Origin of the sequence: Stenotrophomonas sp. WZN-1 (assembly GCF_002192255.1) — a bacterium.
GTDB lineage: Bacteria > Pseudomonadota > Gammaproteobacteria > Xanthomonadales > Xanthomonadaceae > Stenotrophomonas.
Genome location: NZ_CP021768.1, coordinates 3,388,027 through 3,401,774, shown reverse-complemented (window position 1 = coordinate 3,401,774; position 13,748 = coordinate 3,388,027). Strand labels below are relative to the sequence as shown.

The following is a 13,748-nucleotide window of genomic DNA, read 5'->3' as shown; positions in this document are numbered from 1 at the left end:
ATGTTGCTGCCTGCACATTCTATCGGCCCCGGCGCAGTCGCCGGTCGCCGCGGAGGTTCCGCATGAACGATGACCGTGCCGGCCGTCGCTTGCCGATCATCCATCGCATCACCGATGAGGAGAACGGCCCCTTCCAGCGCCAGCATCTGGACCTGGAGTTCTCCAACGGTGAACGCCGCCGCTTCGAGCGCCTGGTCAGCCGTGGGCACGGTGCTGTGGTGGTGGTGCCGATGCTCGACGACGAAACCGTGCTGCTGGTACGTGAATACGCCGCCGGCATGCACCGTTACGAACTGGGGCTGGTGAAAGGCCGGATCGATGCCGGCGAGACGCCTGAGCAGGCGGCCGACCGCGAACTGAAGGAAGAGGCCGGCTATGGTGCGCGCCGGGTCGACGTGCTGCGCGCGATGACCCTGGCCCCAACCTACATGAGCCACCAGTCGTGGCTGGTGGTGGCGCGCGACCTGTACCCGGAAAAACTGGCCGGCGACGAGCCGGAGGAGCTGGAAGTGGTGCCGTGGAAGCTGGCCGAACTGGACCAGCTGATGCTGCGCGAGGACTTCTCCGAGGGACGCTCGCTGGCGGCGCTGTTCATTGCCCGCCAGTGGCTGCAGGGAACGCGATGATCAAGCTGACGACGGACCTGCGCGAGACCGCCATCGCCATCGCCCAGGAAGCCGGCCAGGCCATCATGCAGGTGTATGCCGATGGCTTCGACGTGCAGATCAAGGACGACAACAGCCCGGTCACCGCGGCCGACCTGGCCGCCAACCAGGTCATTGAGCTGGGCCTGGGCCAGCTGACCCCGGACCTGCCGATCCTGTCCGAGGAATCGGCGCAGGTGGGCTGGGAGCAGCGCCGCCACTGGGGCGCGTACTGGCTGGTGGATCCACTCGACGGCACCCGCGAGTTCGTCAAGCGCAACGGTGAGTTCAGCGTCAACATCGCCTTGATCTACCAGGGCGCGCCGGCCTTCGGCGTGGTGCTGGCGCCGGTCACCGGCATCGTCTGGCATGCCATGCGCGGCGAACTGGCCTATCGGCGGCAGGGCCTGCACGACACCGTGCTGCGCACCCGCACGCCGGCCACTGCCCCGCTGCGCGTCGCCGCCAGTCGTTCGCACCGCTCGCCGGAAACCGAGGCGCTGCTGGCGCGCATGGGCCGCATCGAGACCATCGCGCAGGGCTCGTCGCTGAAATTCTGCCGGATCGCCGAAGGCGGCCTGGATGTCTATCCGCGGCTCGGCCCGACCTCTGAATGGGATACCGCCGCCGGCCAGTGCGTGCTGCACGCCGCCGGTGGTGCGGTGCTGTCGGCCGCGACCGGCAAGCCGTTCCGCTACAACCGCCGCGAGACCCTGTTGAACGGCGATTTCATTGCCCTTGGTGATACCAGCCTGCCGTGGCGCGACTGGTTGTCCGACTGATCCTGGAGGCCGCATGAGCGCGCACGACACCCCCACCACCGGCAGCGCCGCCAGCAACGAACTCGAGCGCCTGCTGTCGATCATGGCGCGCCTGCGCGACCCGCAGGGCGGCTGCCCGTGGGACCTGGAACAGAACTTCGCGACCATCGCCCCGTACACCATCGAGGAAGCCTACGAGGTCGCCGATGCGATCGACCGGGGTGACCTGGACGATCTCTGCGACGAGCTCGGCGACCTGCTGCTGCAGGTGGTGTTCCATGCACGCATGGCCGAGGAGCAGGGGGCATTTACCTTCGCCGAGGTCGCCCGTGCGATCAGCGACAAGATGCAGCGCCGCCACCCGCACGTGTTCGCCGATGTCAGCGTCGACGATGCCGACGGGGTGATGCGCAACTGGGAGGCGATCAAGCGCGCCGAGCGTGCCGCCAAGGGCGATCAGGACACTTCCGCACTGGCCGGTATCTCGCGTGGCCTGCCGGAATGGCAGCGGGCGGTGAAGCTGCAGTCGCGCGCGGCCAAGGTCGGTTTCGACTGGCCGGGCCCGCTGCCGGTGCTGGACAAGGCGGCCGAGGAGCTGCAGGAGCTGCGTGAGGAATTCGAGCGCGGCGATATCGCGGGCAACAAGGCGCGTCTGCAGGAAGAACTGGGCGACCTGCTGTTCGTCTGCGCCAACCTGGCCCGGCACGCCGATATCGATCTGGGCGCCGCACTGCGCGGGGCCAACCACAAGTTCGAACGGCGCTTCCGCGCGATGGAAGCGCAGGCCGCCGCGCAGGGCGAGGCGCTGGCCGCACTGGACCTGGATGCGCAGGAAGCGCTGTGGCAGCACGCCAAGGCAGCGGAAAAGGCGTGAAGACGCTCGGCCTGTTCCTGCTGACCGCGCTGGCCGAGATCATCGGTTGCTATCTGCCGTGGCTGTGGCTGCGCAAAGGGGGCAGCGCCTGGTTGCTGCTGCCGGCGGCGGCCAGCCTGGCCCTGTTCGCGTGGCTGCTGACCCTGCACCCCACCGCCAGTGGACGGGTCTATGCCGCCTACGGTGGCGTCTACATCGGCACCGCGCTGTTCTGGTTGTGGCTGGTCGACGGCATCCGCCCCAGCCGCTGGGACCTGTTCGGTGCAGCCCTGTGCCTGGCCGGCATGGCGGTGATCATGTTCGGTCCGCGCGCACCTTCGGTGTAGCGTCGAACCAGGCTTTGCAACGGCCGCCGGGCCATGCCCGGCAAGCGCGCAGCGCCACCTCCCCGGAAGGCGCATGATGGCGGTGACCACGGCCCCCGGAGCACGCGCATGTCCCGCTTCGCCAGCTTCCGCGAGTTCTATCCGTTCTATCTCAGCGAGCACCGCCACCCGGTCTCGCGGCGCCTGCATTTCATCGGCAGCTGCGGGGTGCTGCTGCTGGTGGCTGCTGCCGTGCTGCGCGGCCAGCCGCTGCTCCTGCTGGCCGCGCTGTTCTGCGGTTACGGATTCGCCTGGGTCGGCCATTTCTTCTTCGAGAAGAACCGCCCGGCGACCTTCCGGCATCCGCTGTATTCATTCATGGGTGACTGGGTCATGTTCGCCGACATCCTGCGTGGGCGGGTGCGCCTGTAGCAGGCGGTTGCGGAGGGGCGCAGCCATTGCCTCGCCCGAAAGGGAAAGGGCGGGGCGGGCCGCGCTTCCGCCTCCACGCACCGCTGCGCTGCGGCACGCCTGCGGGCGACCGATCTGGGATAATGGGGGTTCTTGTTTCCTCTGCTGCCGGACCCGGTCATGACCCAGAAGACGCTGCTCAACGATACCCACCGCGCCCTTGGCGCCAAGATGGTCGATTTCGGGGGTTGGGACATGCCCATCCACTACGGCTCGCAGCTGGACGAGCACCACCTGGTGCGCCGTGAGTCCGGTGTGTTCGACGTCAGCCACATGACCGTGGTCGACCTGCGCGGTGAGCAGGTCAAACCGTTCCTGCGCCGCCTGCTGGCCAACTCGATCGACAAGCTGAAGGTGACCGGCAAGGCGCTGTACTCGTGCATGCTGAATCCGAGCGGCGGCGTCATCGACGACCTGATCGTCTACTACCTGGACGACGACTTCTTCCGCATGGTGGTCAACGCCTCCACCCGCGAGAAGGACCTGGCCTGGCTGCGCGAGCAGGCGGCGCCGTTCGGCGTTTCCGTCGAGCAGCGTCCGGACCTGGCCATCCTCGCCGTGCAGGGCCCGCAGGCGCGCGACAACGTGATCCGCCTCGCCCGCGAAGCCGACCGTGCAGCGCTGACCAAGCTGGGCCGCTTCGCCGCCCTGAAGGCGCAGTCCGACGACGGCGTCGAGCTGTTTGTCGCCCGCACCGGCTACACCGGTGAAGACGGTTTCGAGATCCTGCTGCCGCAGGATGCCGTGGTCGCCTTCTGGAACCGCCTGCTGGCGAAAGGCGTGAAGCCGGCCGGCCTCGGTGCGCGCGACACCCTGCGCCTGGAAGCCGGCATGAACCTGTACGGCCAGGACATGGACGAAGCGATCAGCCCGTATGAAGCGGCGCTGGCCTGGACCGTGTCGCTGGACGAAGGCCGCGACTTCATCGGCCGCGACGTGCTGGAGGCGCAGAAGGCCGCCGGCACCGCGCGCCAGATGATCGGCCTGGTGATGGACGAGAAGGGCGTGCTGCGCCACGGCCAGGCGGTGACCACCGCGGGCGGCCAGGGCGAGATCCTGTCCGGCACCTTCTCGCCGACCCTGGCCAAGGGCATCGCCTTCGCCCGCGTGCCGGCCGGTGAACTCGGCGAGGTCACCGTCGACATCCGCGGCCGGCAGGTGCCGGTGCGCGTGGTCAAGTTCCCGTTCGTGCGCGAAGGCCAGGCCCAGCCCGGCGTGCTCGCCGACGCCTGATCCGTACGTGCCGGTCGTCACTGACAGCAGTGGCGGCCGGTTGGTTACACTAGCCCCGTTTTTTCCACCCCTGCATATCTCTGGAGCAGTCCCATGAGCGAGATCCCCGGCGACCTCAAGTTCCTCAAGTCCCATGAGTGGGCCCGTGTCGAAGGCAATGGCCGCGTCACCGTCGGTATTTCCGACCACGCCCAGGGCCTGCTGGGTGACCTGGTCTACGTCGAACTGCCGGAAGTCGGCGCCGACGCCAAGGCCGGCGAACAGATCGCCGTCGTCGAGTCGGTGAAGGCCGCCTCGGACGTCTACAGCCCGATCAGCGGCAAGGTCGTCGAGGTCAACTCGGCCCTGTCCGACAAGCCGGAAACCATCAACGAAGATGCTTACGGCGAAGGCTGGATCTTCGTGGTCGAACTGACCAACGCCGAAGAGCTCAACGAGCTGCTGGACCCGGACGCGTACGCTGGAGTCCTGGAGAACGACGACCACTGAGTCGTCGTTTCCGGATTCTGGAACGGCCACCTTCGGGTGGCCGTTTTTGTTTTGGCGACCGCGTCGGACTCATGACGCGGGGTTCGCTGCACACCCTCGGCGTGGCATCAGCCGACAGACGAACGGTGCCGATGGACGTGCGCAGTTTTGCGCAAATCCGCGTTTCAGCCCCGCGCCGAGGCGTTCGAATGTGAAAACTTTTCGCCCCCTGTTGCGGCGCCGTTGTGCTGGCGTTGGCGGCGGTGCCGGTGACCATCGACGATGCGCGCACGCCGTCGCGCCCAACCTGCGCCTATCTGCGCGGAGTGCTTATTTCAAGTGTTTTTTGATCAACGCCTGCGTTGGCATCAATGCAGGCAACGCGCGTGCGCGCCGCTTCCACCGTCGTTGCAGGCCGTGCAGAGTGGTGGCGCCGAAGGCGCCCGGAACGGCGCGGATGTGAAAATTTTTCGCGGGGGTTGTTGACAGTAAAAAAAACCGTGATTAGGTTTCGCCTCAGCAGACCTTGCCTGCCCAACCGAGTGCGCAGAATCAATCGTCCGATGCGAAGCAGCCCCTTCAAGACCACCGCGACCCTGATGACGGTGGATATGGCCCCGCTTCCCCCGGAGAAATGCAAGGCAACTCCCGTTCCGATGCCCGCTCCGCCGATCGAGGCGGGCATTGCCGCATCCGTAACGGCGCGCCTGACGCGCCGGCGGTCCCCGCACGCAGCATCAGCGGGTTTGATCCAACTGGGCGTTTCAACTCCCTATCACTGACGAGGAGCCATCCCATGGCAACCAAGAAAGCTGCGAAAAAGAAGCCCGCCGCCAAGAAAGCGGTGAAGAAGGTCGCGAAGAAGGCCGCTGCCAAGAAGGCAGTGAAGAAGGTCGCGAAGAAGGCGACCGCCAAGAAGGCAGTGAAGAAGGCTGCGAAGAAGGTCGCCAAGAAGACCACTGCGAAGAAGGCAGTGAAGAAGGCGGCGAAGAAGGTAGCCAAGAAGTCCACTGCCAAGAAGGCCGTCAAGAAGACCGCGAAGAAGGCCGTCAAGAAGGTAGCCAAGAAGGCCACCAAGAAGACTGCCAAGAAGGCCACGGCCCGCAAGCCGGCCAAGAAGGTCGCGAAGAAGGCGACTGCCAAGAAGGCCGTCAAGAAGACCGCCAAGAAGGCAGTAAAGAAGACCGCGAAGAAGGCCACCAAGAAGGCTGCCCCGAAGAAGGCAGCGAAGAAGGTTGCCAAGCGCAAGCCGGCCGCCCGCAAGAAGAAGGCCGCTCCGGTCGCTCTGCCGGCAACCCCGGCGCCGCTGATCTAAGTACTTCCCGATAGCCGCATCCTGAAACCCCCTTCCCTGGCTGCCCAGCGGGGAGGGGGTTTTTTTATGGTCTGCCTGTAGCGGCGCTAGCGGTGCGGCGCCGCTGGAAAACGCTCCACCAGGAAGTCGAGAAAGCTGCGCAGGCGGGTGGAGTGGTAACGGTCGTGCGCATAGACCACGTGCATCGGCCGACCGGCCTGGCCATGTTCCGGAAGCAGCTGCACCAGACGCCCAGCCTCGACATCGGCGGCCAGCAGCAACGTCGATTGCAGGACGATGCCCAGACCCTGCAGCGCCGCCGAACGCAGCGCTTCGCCATTGTTGATCTGCAGCCGGCCGTCGGGCACGCGGTCGAGCCCGCCAGCATCGGCCTGCAGCCACTGTGCAAGTGCGCTGGGTTCGAACGACAGGCATTGATGGCCGGCAAGTGCCTGCACGCTGAGTGGCGTGCCATGCCTGGCCAGGTACGCCGGCGAGGCGCACATCATCAGGCGATAAGGGGTCAGCGCACGCGCCACCAGCATGCTGCTGTCGGCCAGCGTGCCGATGCGCAGCGCCGCTTCGAAGCCCTCTTCGGCAAGGTCGACCACGCGATCCGTCAACGTAGCGTCGACCCGGACATCCGGATGGCGCGCCATGTACTCGGCCAGTGCCGGTACCAGCGCATGCGTGCCGAAGATCACCGGTGCACTGATGCGCAGCGTGCCTGCCGGTGCCAGGTGCTGGTGCTGCGCCTGCGCGTCGGTTTCCTCTACCAGGCGCAGGATCTCCCTGCAGCGGGTGTAGTAGTCCTCGCCGAACGGCGTCATGTGCTGGCGGCGCGTGGTACGGCTCAACAGCTGCATGCCCAGCCGTGCTTCCAATGCACGCAGGTGCTTGCCGGCCATCGTCGCCGAGATGTCCATCGCCGCGGCTGCCGCACTGAGGCTGCCCTTGTCCACGATCAGCACGTAGACCTGCATGCTTTCCAGCAGGTTCATCTGACACCCCGGGTGTTGAATGCTGAAACCTGCGCGGAGTTTATCAATCAGGGGTGATCAAACAGCATGTCGTGCACGGGCCGGATTCCCCGGCCGCGCTGACAGGAGAACACCGTGGACTTGAATCTTGCAGGCCGTACCGCGTTGGTGACGGGCGCGGCCAGCGGCATCGGTGCCGCCGTCGCCAGGCAGCTGGCGGCCCAGGGCGTACGTGTTGCCATCACCTCGCGGCAGCGCGCACCCCTGCAGGCGCTGGCGGCGCGGATCGAAGCCGAAGGCGGCGCTGCACCGGTCATCGTGGCCGGCGATGTCACGGTTGCCGGCGACGTCCGGTACATCGCGGACGCATCCCGTGAGGCATTGCAGCGTGTCGACATCCTGGTCAATGCCGCAGGCGGTTCCCGGCCGACCACGGTCGATGCCGATGATGATATCTGGGAGGAAGCGATCGCCCTGAACTTCTCCGCCGCGCGACGGCTGACCCAGGCGCTGTTGCCCGGCATGCAGGCGCAGGCATGGGGACGGGTGATCAATTTCAGCGGTTCGATGGAACCGCGTGCGGTGAACGCCGCCACCGCGGCGAAGGCGGCATTGCACCTGTGGAGCAAGGGCCTGTCGTCGGAGGTGGCCGGGCAGGGCATCACGGTGAACGCGATTGCACCGGGGCGCATCAATAGCGCGCAGATCCTGGAGCGCCTGCACCCCACCGAGGGAAGCCGACGCACGTTCATCGCCCGCAACATCCCGATCGGACGTTTCGGTGAACCGGAGGAAGTGGCGCCGCTGGTGGCGTTCCTGGCCTCGCCGCTGGCCGGCTACATCACCGGTGCGGTGATTCCGGTGGATGGCGGCATGCACTACTTCGCGCACTAGCGCCGCAGATCTAGAAAATGACCCGTCCTGCCATAGGTTGACACCTGTGGCGGATGGACTGACCGCCGTCAGGCGGCCAAAGACGCTCGATGCACCGCATTGGGCGTCTGCATTTTAAGGGACAGATGTGGCCGCTCGGCGTTATAGATCTCTACCGACTCGGCCACCATCTGGCGTGCCTGCGCGAGGTCTCGAGGCCGATACAGCAGGAATTCGCCTTTCAAGATCCCATTTACCCGCTCTGCGAGAGCGTTCTGGTAGCAGTCGTAGCCATCGGTCATCGAGCAGGTCACGCCGTGCTTGGCGTGGATCTTCTGGTAGTAGTCCGAGCAATATTGGATGCCTCGGTCGGAGTGGTGGACCAGCCGTTGGCGCGTTTTTCGCCCCTTCAACGCCATTTGCAGGGCTTGGGCGACCTGCTCTGTCTGCAACGTGTCATGCACGCTCCAGCCTACGATCTTGCGTGACCACGCATCTGTAATCAGGCTCAGATACACGAATTTCCCTTGCGTCGGCAGGTAGGTGATGTCGGCTACCCAGACTTGTTCGCTGCCAGTGGGCGCCACGCGCCCCTCGCCAGCCTTGAGCAGGTTGGGGTGACGCCGGAAGCGGTGATGGCTGTCGGTTGTCTTGTGATACGCCCGCCGCATCGGAACCAGGAGCCGGGCATCACGAAGGACTCCAAACAGGCGGTCCCGTCCCATCGCTATCCCCGATGCCTGCAGTGCCGGCCTGATCAGACCATGGAGCTTGCGAGTGCCGATGCGGGGCTGTCGCGCCCGATAGCCACGCACCAAAGCGATCGCCCGTGCGCCCTGGACCAGCTGCCGTTGCTGGCGATGGCCGGCTTGGTAGTACGCCTGTCGACTAATGCCGAAATGTCGGCAAGCCCTCGCAACGCTTAGGCCTTGGAGGCGCCCTTGCGTGAGGACTTGCCGGAAGGCTTTTTTACGATGCGTACCCCGTAGTCCTCTTTGAGAACATCGACGATGGCTTCGAAAAGCTGCGCTTTCTCGTTGGCTTCCCGCAGTTGCACCTGCAAGGCCTTGATCTGTTGTTCCGGCGTCAGCGGCTTGGCCGCCCCGCTTTTGGGTGACGTGGTCATGGGGGCAGATGATGCACCACCCGACCAGTCCTGCCGACCATGTCGGCGAAGCCACTTCAGCACGGTACTGCTGCCTTGGATGCCGTACCGATCCTGGGCCTGACGATAGGTCAGCTCCCCACGCTCGATCTGGTCGACCACCGCCAATTTGAAGGCCAGTGAGTAATCCCGCTGGCTGCGCCTGAGTGTTGAATTCATTGAACATTCCTCTTCCTGTGGGAAAAGGTGTCAACTCAATTCAGGACGGGTCAAAAGCATGAAAAAGGCGGCCCGCAGGCCGCCCTTTACGTTCACGGTCGGGCCCGCCTGATCAGCGCGGCGAAGCCACCGCGCGATTGCCCGAGGCGCCCTTGCCCTTGCGCTTGTCCTGCTGCGCCGGGCTTGCGCCCTCGGCCATCAGGTTGTCGCTGCCGAAGTCGGTGTCGACGTCCAGCCAGCGCTGCGCCGGCAGGCCGAGTGCCGAGTCGAGCACGGTCGGCAACAGGCCGCTTGGCAGGCCGCTTTCGCCATTCCAGAGGATGGCGATGCCGAGATCGCGTTCCGGCACCAGCGCCACCAGGCCGCGATAGCCCTGCACGGCACCGGCATGGAACACCACGTCGTGGCCGGCGTAGTCGAAGGTACGCCAGCCCAATGCATAGCCGGCCGAGTGCAGGCGCTCACGGCGCCAGCCCGAACGCATCTCGCCTGGCGTGTTGATCAGGCTCGAATGCAGCGTGGCCAGCAGTGGTGCCGGCAGCACGTCGGGGCGATGGCCGGTGTGGGCCAGCAGCCACTGCGCCATGTCGCTGGCGCTGGCGTTGACGCCAGCGGCCGGGGCAACGCGGTAATAGGTGGGCTTGGGCGTCAGCGAGACCCAGCCGTTGCGGCTGCGCACGTGCGGACGCGCCCAGCGCGAGCTGGCCTGGATGCCGGCCAGGCCGAGGCTGGCATCATTCATGCCCAGCGGCTTGAAGATGCGGCGCTCGACCGACTGCTCGTAGAAGCTGCCGGAGGCCGCATAGACAACGTCGCCGATCAGGCTGAAGGCCACGTTCTGGTAGGCGTAGCAGTCGCCCGGCAGGCACTTCAGGCTGGTGTTGGCCAGTTTCTGGGTCAGCGAGTAGTACTCGGCGTTGCCTTCGATGTCGCGGTCGTAGGCGTTGTACGGCAGGCCGACGCGATGGCTGAGCACGTCGGCCACGGTCAGGCGGTCGGTGGCTTCCGGCGAGTTCAAGCGAAAGCCCGGCACGTAGTCGGTGACCTTGCTGTCCCAGCGCAGCGTGCCGTCGTTGACCAGCAGGCCGGCCATGGTGCCGGCAAAAGCCTTGGACAGCGAGGCCAGGCGGAACACGGTGTGCGCATCGACCGGCAGCGGGTTGTTGACGTCGGTGACGCCATAGCCGCGCGCGCTGAGGATGCGACCGCCCTGCACGATCGCCACCGCCATGCCCGGCACGCGCTCGCCATAGGTCAGCTGCTGCGCCATCGATTCGATGTTGGCGACGTTGAAGCCGGCGGCCGGCGCCTGGACGTGCGGCACCAGGCCGGTGCGGTAGGCCGCCGGCTGGGTGTGGGCGACGGAGGGAGCCGTCGCGGATTCGATGTTGGTCGGCATCGGCGGCAATGCCGGCGGTGTCTGCGCGGTGGTGGACAAGGCAACGGGCATCAACATGCCCAGCAAACCGGTGGCCGCCGAACGGATCGGACGACGCAGGCTGTTCTTTTTCATCGGTTGGACCCGTGCGCGACTGCTGATGGCGATTCTAGCGCCGCTTTTCCCTTGTGCACAAACAAAGCGAAGATGAATGCGCATCTCGTTGAAAAAGTTGGAATTTTGACGCTCCGAAAGTGTGTATCGGAACGTGTCATCCCGGCCGGTCGTCGCACCCATCCGCAGGCGCGATGGCGCGTTACGCTGGCGATGTTGCAGTGCATTGGCTAACGTACGCGCTTCACTGCCCCGGAGCCTGCCATGCTGCTGTCCAACCGCCGTCTGTGGGCGAGGGGCGCTGCGTGAGCGCTGCACCGGGCAAGGGGCCGCTGCGGGGGCTGACGGCGGCGCTCCGCGAGTCGCCTGCGCTGTGGTGGTCGTTCCTGTATTTCTTCTGCCTGCTCAGCGGCTACTACGTGCTGCGCCCGGTGCGTGAGGCCATGGCCGCCTCGGCAGACCTGGAAACGGTGTTCCCGCCCGTGCTGATCGCCTGGTTCGCCAGCCACGGCATCGCGTTGAAGGACTTCGTCCTGCAGTTCCTGTTCTCCTGCGTGTTCGTGATCATGCTGGTGCTGCAGCCGGTGTACGGCTGGCTGGTCAGCCGCTTCCCGCGGCGGGTGTTCCTGCCGGCGGTATATGGCTTCTTCATCGTCACCCTGCTGGGGTTCTACGTGCTGTTCGACAGCGGCGTACCCGGCCGGGGCATGGCCTTCTTCTTCTGGGTCATGGTGTTCAACCTGTTCGCGGTGGCGGTGTTCTGGAGCTTCATGGCCGATGTGTTCTCCAACACGCAGGCGCGTGCCTACTACGGCTACATCGGCGCCGCCGGTACCCTCGGTGCCTTCCTGGGTCCGTTGATCACCAGTGCGTTGGTGCAGCGCGTGGGCATCGCCAACCTGATGCTGGTCTCGGCGGGATTCCTGGTCGTGTGCCTGTTATGCATCTGGCGACTGCGGCACTGGGCGCTGCTGCGCGAACGCGAGCAGCAGCTGGTGTCCGGCGAGCAGCCGATGGGCGGCAGCGTGCTCGACGGCCTGAAATTGATCGTGCGCGAGCCGCTGCTGCGCTGGCTGGCGGTGATGGTGGTGTTCGGCGTGGGCGTCGGCACGCTGCTGTACAACCAGCAGGCCAGCATCGTGCGCGCGGCCTTCACTGACCCGGCGGCCAGTACCGCGTTCTTCTCGCGCATCGACCTGGCGGTGAACGCGCTGGCGCTGCTGATGCAGGTGGGCCTGACCCGCTGGCTGCTGTCGCGCCATGGCATCGCGCCGGCGCTGCTGATTCCCGGTTTCGCGATCCTGATCGGCTTCTCGGTACTGGCGGCCTCGCCCATGCCGCTGATGGTCGCGGTGGTACAGGTGATGACCCGCGCCAGCGAGTTCGCGCTGGCCAAGCCGGCACGCGAGACGATCTACACGCGCGTGGACCGGCAGTGGCGCTACAAGGCCGGCGCGGCGATCGATACCGTGGTGTACCGCGGCGCGGACCTGGGTTTCACCTGGGTCCACAAGGCGCTGACCCTGTTCGGTTCGCACGTGGTGTTCATCGGCGGCGTGCTGGTGGCCGGCTTCATGACCCTGGCCGCGTTCGGCGTGCTGCGCGAAGAAAAGAAACTGCCGCGCGACCGCTGACGCGGCCCCATCTTCCCGAGGAGAGAAACGATGTCGCTGATCGCGCTGCTGCTGACCGTGCTGGTCGCGGTGCTGCACCTGTACTTCCTGGTGCTGGAGATGTTCCTGTGGGCCCGTCCACTGGGCCTGAAGACCTTCCGCAACACGCCGGAGAAGGCCGAGACCACGCGCGTGCTGGCGGCCAACCAGGGCTTGTACAACGGCTTCCTGGCGGCGGGCATCGTGGTGGGGCTGCTGATCGATCAGCCGGTGCTGGTGACGTTCTCGCTGGCCTGCGTGGTGGTGGCCGGGTGCTATGGCGCCTACAGCGTGAGCCGCCGCATTTTCATGATCCAGGCGGTGCCGGCGATCCTGGCGTTGGTGTTTCGCGCGGTAGCGTAGTTTCCAGCCAACGGCGCAGCCCCTCGTGGGGTGGTCGCGTAGAGCGGGTCATGTGATGGGTGTGGCGGGCGGGCCGTGCAGGGGACGCTGCAAGTACGTCCATGTAAGCTCGATGGCGCCATCCGTGGCGCCAACGCCCCTGCACGGCCCACCCGCCACACCCCTGACAGGTTCCGTGCGCGGCCAGCCCACGGAGAAGAAAAGAGAAGATCAAGGGCAACAGCGGGTCGCTGCGCTCGTGGGTTCTGCGTGCATGAAAAAATGCGGCCGGTGGGCCGCTTTTGCTGTTGCTCTTCTTTTTTCTCTTCCGTGGGCTGGACGCCGCAGAGATCTGTCAGAGGCTGGGGGCGGTGGGTTCGCGGGGGTGTCCGCGGCATGGATGCCGCGGCCAAGCCCCCACGGACGGGTTCACGGCGTCCCCCGCGAAACCACCGCCCCCAGCCAAACCCAGGCTTTCCGTGACCAACCGTCCACCCACGAGGGGCTGCGCCGTTCGCGGGAACCCTACTTCGCCGGCGACATCCACATGTCGATGACCGCGCTGAACACCTCGGTGCCCGCACGGTCGCGCACGCTCACCGTCACCGGCAGCGCATAGCCCTCGGCCGCAACGGCAATCGGCTGCGCTGGCAACGCCACCGCCTGCAGCGTGCCACGTGCCTTGGCCAGGTACTGAACCTGCATTCCTTTCGGGATCCAGCGCATGCCCTTCGGCAGCGAGGCGTCGACCATCAGCCCGGCGGTCAGTTCGGCCAGGTTGCACATCGCGATGGCGTGCACCGTGCCGATGTGGTTGCGCACCCTGCGGCGGTCGGCCAGCGTGCCTTCGCAGCGGCCGTGTTCCAGGCGGGTGATGCGCGGCGCGATGCTGGCGAAGTAGGGCGCCTTGAAGCACACCGCACGCGAGAACAGCCAGTTGCCGGCGGGCCAGCGCTGCAGGCGGTGGTAAAGCGAGAGCAGGGGCGTGGACATGGTGGATATTCCGGTCGGCGGATAAAGCGACGGCGGGCCGAG

15 protein-coding genes are annotated in these 13,748 nt (G+C 66.2%); 11 read left to right on the top strand and 4 right to left on the bottom strand.

Annotation, left to right across the window (positions count from 1 at the left end):
• Positions 1-62: 62 nt before the first annotated feature.
• The 8 genes from nudE to CCR98_RS15970 all read left to right on the top strand — a co-directional run bounded on the left by nudE (position 63) and on the right by CCR98_RS15970 (position 6,071).
• Positions 63-626, top strand: a complete 564-nt coding sequence (nudE, locus tag CCR98_RS16005) for an ADP compounds hydrolase NudE (protein ID WP_005418435.1) — start codon at positions 63-65, stop codon at positions 624-626.
• The gene (cysQ, locus tag CCR98_RS16000; protein ID WP_087923377.1) at positions 623-1,426 is read left to right on the top strand and encodes a 3'(2'),5'-bisphosphate nucleotidase CysQ; all 804 of its coding nucleotides are present in this window, start codon (positions 623-625) and stop codon (positions 1,424-1,426) included. The genes nudE and cysQ overlap by 4 nt, the downstream gene beginning before the upstream one ends.
• Positions 1,427-1,439: 13 nt before the next feature.
• Positions 1,440-2,279 (top strand): nucleoside triphosphate pyrophosphohydrolase, encoded by an 840-nt coding sequence (mazG, locus tag CCR98_RS15995; protein WP_087923376.1) that lies wholly within the window; start codon positions 1,440-1,442, stop codon positions 2,277-2,279.
• A complete protein-coding gene (locus CCR98_RS15990; RefSeq protein ID WP_075676844.1) occupies positions 2,276-2,605 on the top strand; it encodes a YnfA family protein in 330 nt (109 codons plus the stop codon). Before mazG ends, CCR98_RS15990 begins: the two co-directional genes overlap by 4 nt.
• Positions 2,606-2,713: 108 nt before the next feature.
• Positions 2,714-3,016: a DUF962 domain-containing protein gene (locus CCR98_RS15985; RefSeq protein WP_049442982.1), complete on the top strand. Its 303-nt coding sequence runs from the start codon at positions 2,714-2,716 to the stop codon at positions 3,014-3,016.
• 159 nt (positions 3,017-3,175) lie between these two features.
• Positions 3,176-4,288 carry a glycine cleavage system aminomethyltransferase GcvT gene (gene gcvT, locus CCR98_RS15980; RefSeq protein ID WP_087923375.1) on the top strand — a complete coding sequence of 371 codons (1,113 nt, stop codon included), beginning with the start codon at positions 3,176-3,178 and terminating at the stop codon, positions 4,286-4,288.
• Positions 4,289-4,381: 93 nt separating this feature from the next.
• Positions 4,382-4,777, top strand: coding sequence for a glycine cleavage system protein GcvH (gcvH, locus tag CCR98_RS15975; protein WP_087923374.1), 396 nt, complete (start codon positions 4,382-4,384; stop codon positions 4,775-4,777).
• A gap of 613 nt (positions 4,778-5,390) precedes the next feature.
• Positions 5,391-6,071, top strand: coding sequence for a histone (locus CCR98_RS15970; protein ID WP_198361026.1), 681 nt, complete (start codon positions 5,391-5,393; stop codon positions 6,069-6,071).
• 86 nt (positions 6,072-6,157) lie between these two features.
• Here the strand turns inward: CCR98_RS15970 and CCR98_RS15965 are convergent, their stop codons facing one another.
• Positions 6,158-7,051 (bottom strand): LysR family transcriptional regulator, encoded by an 894-nt coding sequence (locus tag CCR98_RS15965; RefSeq protein ID WP_087923373.1) that lies wholly within the window; start codon positions 7,049-7,051, stop codon positions 6,158-6,160.
• A gap of 114 nt (positions 7,052-7,165) precedes the next feature.
• Between CCR98_RS15965 and CCR98_RS15960 the strand changes: the two genes are divergently transcribed.
• Positions 7,166-7,924, top strand: a complete 759-nt coding sequence (locus CCR98_RS15960) for an SDR family oxidoreductase (RefSeq protein ID WP_087923372.1) — start codon at positions 7,166-7,168, stop codon at positions 7,922-7,924.
• Between the two features lie 68 nt (positions 7,925-7,992).
• On the opposite strand, the gene CCR98_RS15955 is transcribed toward CCR98_RS15960, so the two are convergent.
• Together CCR98_RS15955 and CCR98_RS15950 are read right to left on the bottom strand one after the other, a co-directional pair.
• A protein-coding gene (locus CCR98_RS15955; RefSeq protein WP_232463037.1) for an IS3 family transposase occupies positions 7,993-9,227 on the bottom strand; the annotation gives its coding sequence in 2 pieces (ribosomal slippage) (positions 7,993-8,876 and positions 8,876-9,227; 1,236 coding nt in all).
• 112 nt (positions 9,228-9,339) lie between these two features.
• A complete protein-coding gene (locus tag CCR98_RS15950; protein ID WP_087923371.1) occupies positions 9,340-10,740 on the bottom strand; it encodes a serine hydrolase domain-containing protein in 1,401 nt (466 codons plus the stop codon).
• Between the two features lie 284 nt (positions 10,741-11,024).
• Between CCR98_RS15950 and CCR98_RS15945 the strand changes: the two genes are divergently transcribed.
• Complete coding sequence (locus CCR98_RS15945; protein WP_087924215.1) at positions 11,025-12,353, top strand: MFS transporter; 1,329 nt, start codon at positions 11,025-11,027, stop codon at positions 12,351-12,353.
• Between the two features lie 30 nt (positions 12,354-12,383).
• Positions 12,384-12,734 carry a DUF1304 domain-containing protein gene (locus CCR98_RS15940; RefSeq protein WP_087923370.1) on the top strand — a complete coding sequence of 117 codons (351 nt, stop codon included), beginning with the start codon at positions 12,384-12,386 and terminating at the stop codon, positions 12,732-12,734.
• A gap of 504 nt (positions 12,735-13,238) precedes the next feature.
• Here CCR98_RS15940 and CCR98_RS15935 read toward each other — a convergent pair.
• Positions 13,239-13,706, bottom strand: a complete 468-nt coding sequence (locus tag CCR98_RS15935) for a hotdog fold domain-containing protein (RefSeq protein WP_087923369.1) — start codon at positions 13,704-13,706, stop codon at positions 13,239-13,241.
• Positions 13,707-13,748: the final 42 nt, after the last annotated feature.

Bases quoted from the DNA above. Each gene is read 5' to 3' on its own strand.
- nudE (WP_005418435.1), top strand. From the start codon at position 63: ATGAACGATGACCGTGCCGGCCGTCGCTTGCCGATCATCCATCGCATC.
- cysQ (WP_087923377.1), top strand. From the start codon at position 623: ATGATCAAGCTGACGACGGACCTGCGCGAGACCGCCATCGCCATCGCC.
- mazG (WP_087923376.1), top strand. From the start codon at position 1,440: ATGAGCGCGCACGACACCCCCACCACCGGCAGCGCCGCCAGCAACGAA.
- CCR98_RS15985 (WP_049442982.1), top strand. From the start codon at position 2,714: ATGTCCCGCTTCGCCAGCTTCCGCGAGTTCTATCCGTTCTATCTCAGC.
- gcvT (WP_087923375.1), top strand. From the start codon at position 3,176: ATGACCCAGAAGACGCTGCTCAACGATACCCACCGCGCCCTTGGCGCC.
- gcvH (WP_087923374.1), top strand. From the start codon at position 4,382: ATGAGCGAGATCCCCGGCGACCTCAAGTTCCTCAAGTCCCATGAGTGG.
- CCR98_RS15970 (WP_198361026.1), top strand. From the start codon at position 5,391: ATGCAAGGCAACTCCCGTTCCGATGCCCGCTCCGCCGATCGAGGCGGG.
- CCR98_RS15965 (WP_087923373.1), bottom strand. From the start codon at position 7,051: ATGAACCTGCTGGAAAGCATGCAGGTCTACGTGCTGATCGTGGACAAG.
- CCR98_RS15950 (WP_087923371.1), bottom strand. From the start codon at position 10,740: ATGAAAAAGAACAGCCTGCGTCGTCCGATCCGTTCGGCGGCCACCGGT.
- CCR98_RS15940 (WP_087923370.1), top strand. From the start codon at position 12,384: ATGTCGCTGATCGCGCTGCTGCTGACCGTGCTGGTCGCGGTGCTGCAC.
- CCR98_RS15935 (WP_087923369.1), bottom strand. From the start codon at position 13,706: ATGTCCACGCCCCTGCTCTCGCTTTACCACCGCCTGCAGCGCTGGCCC.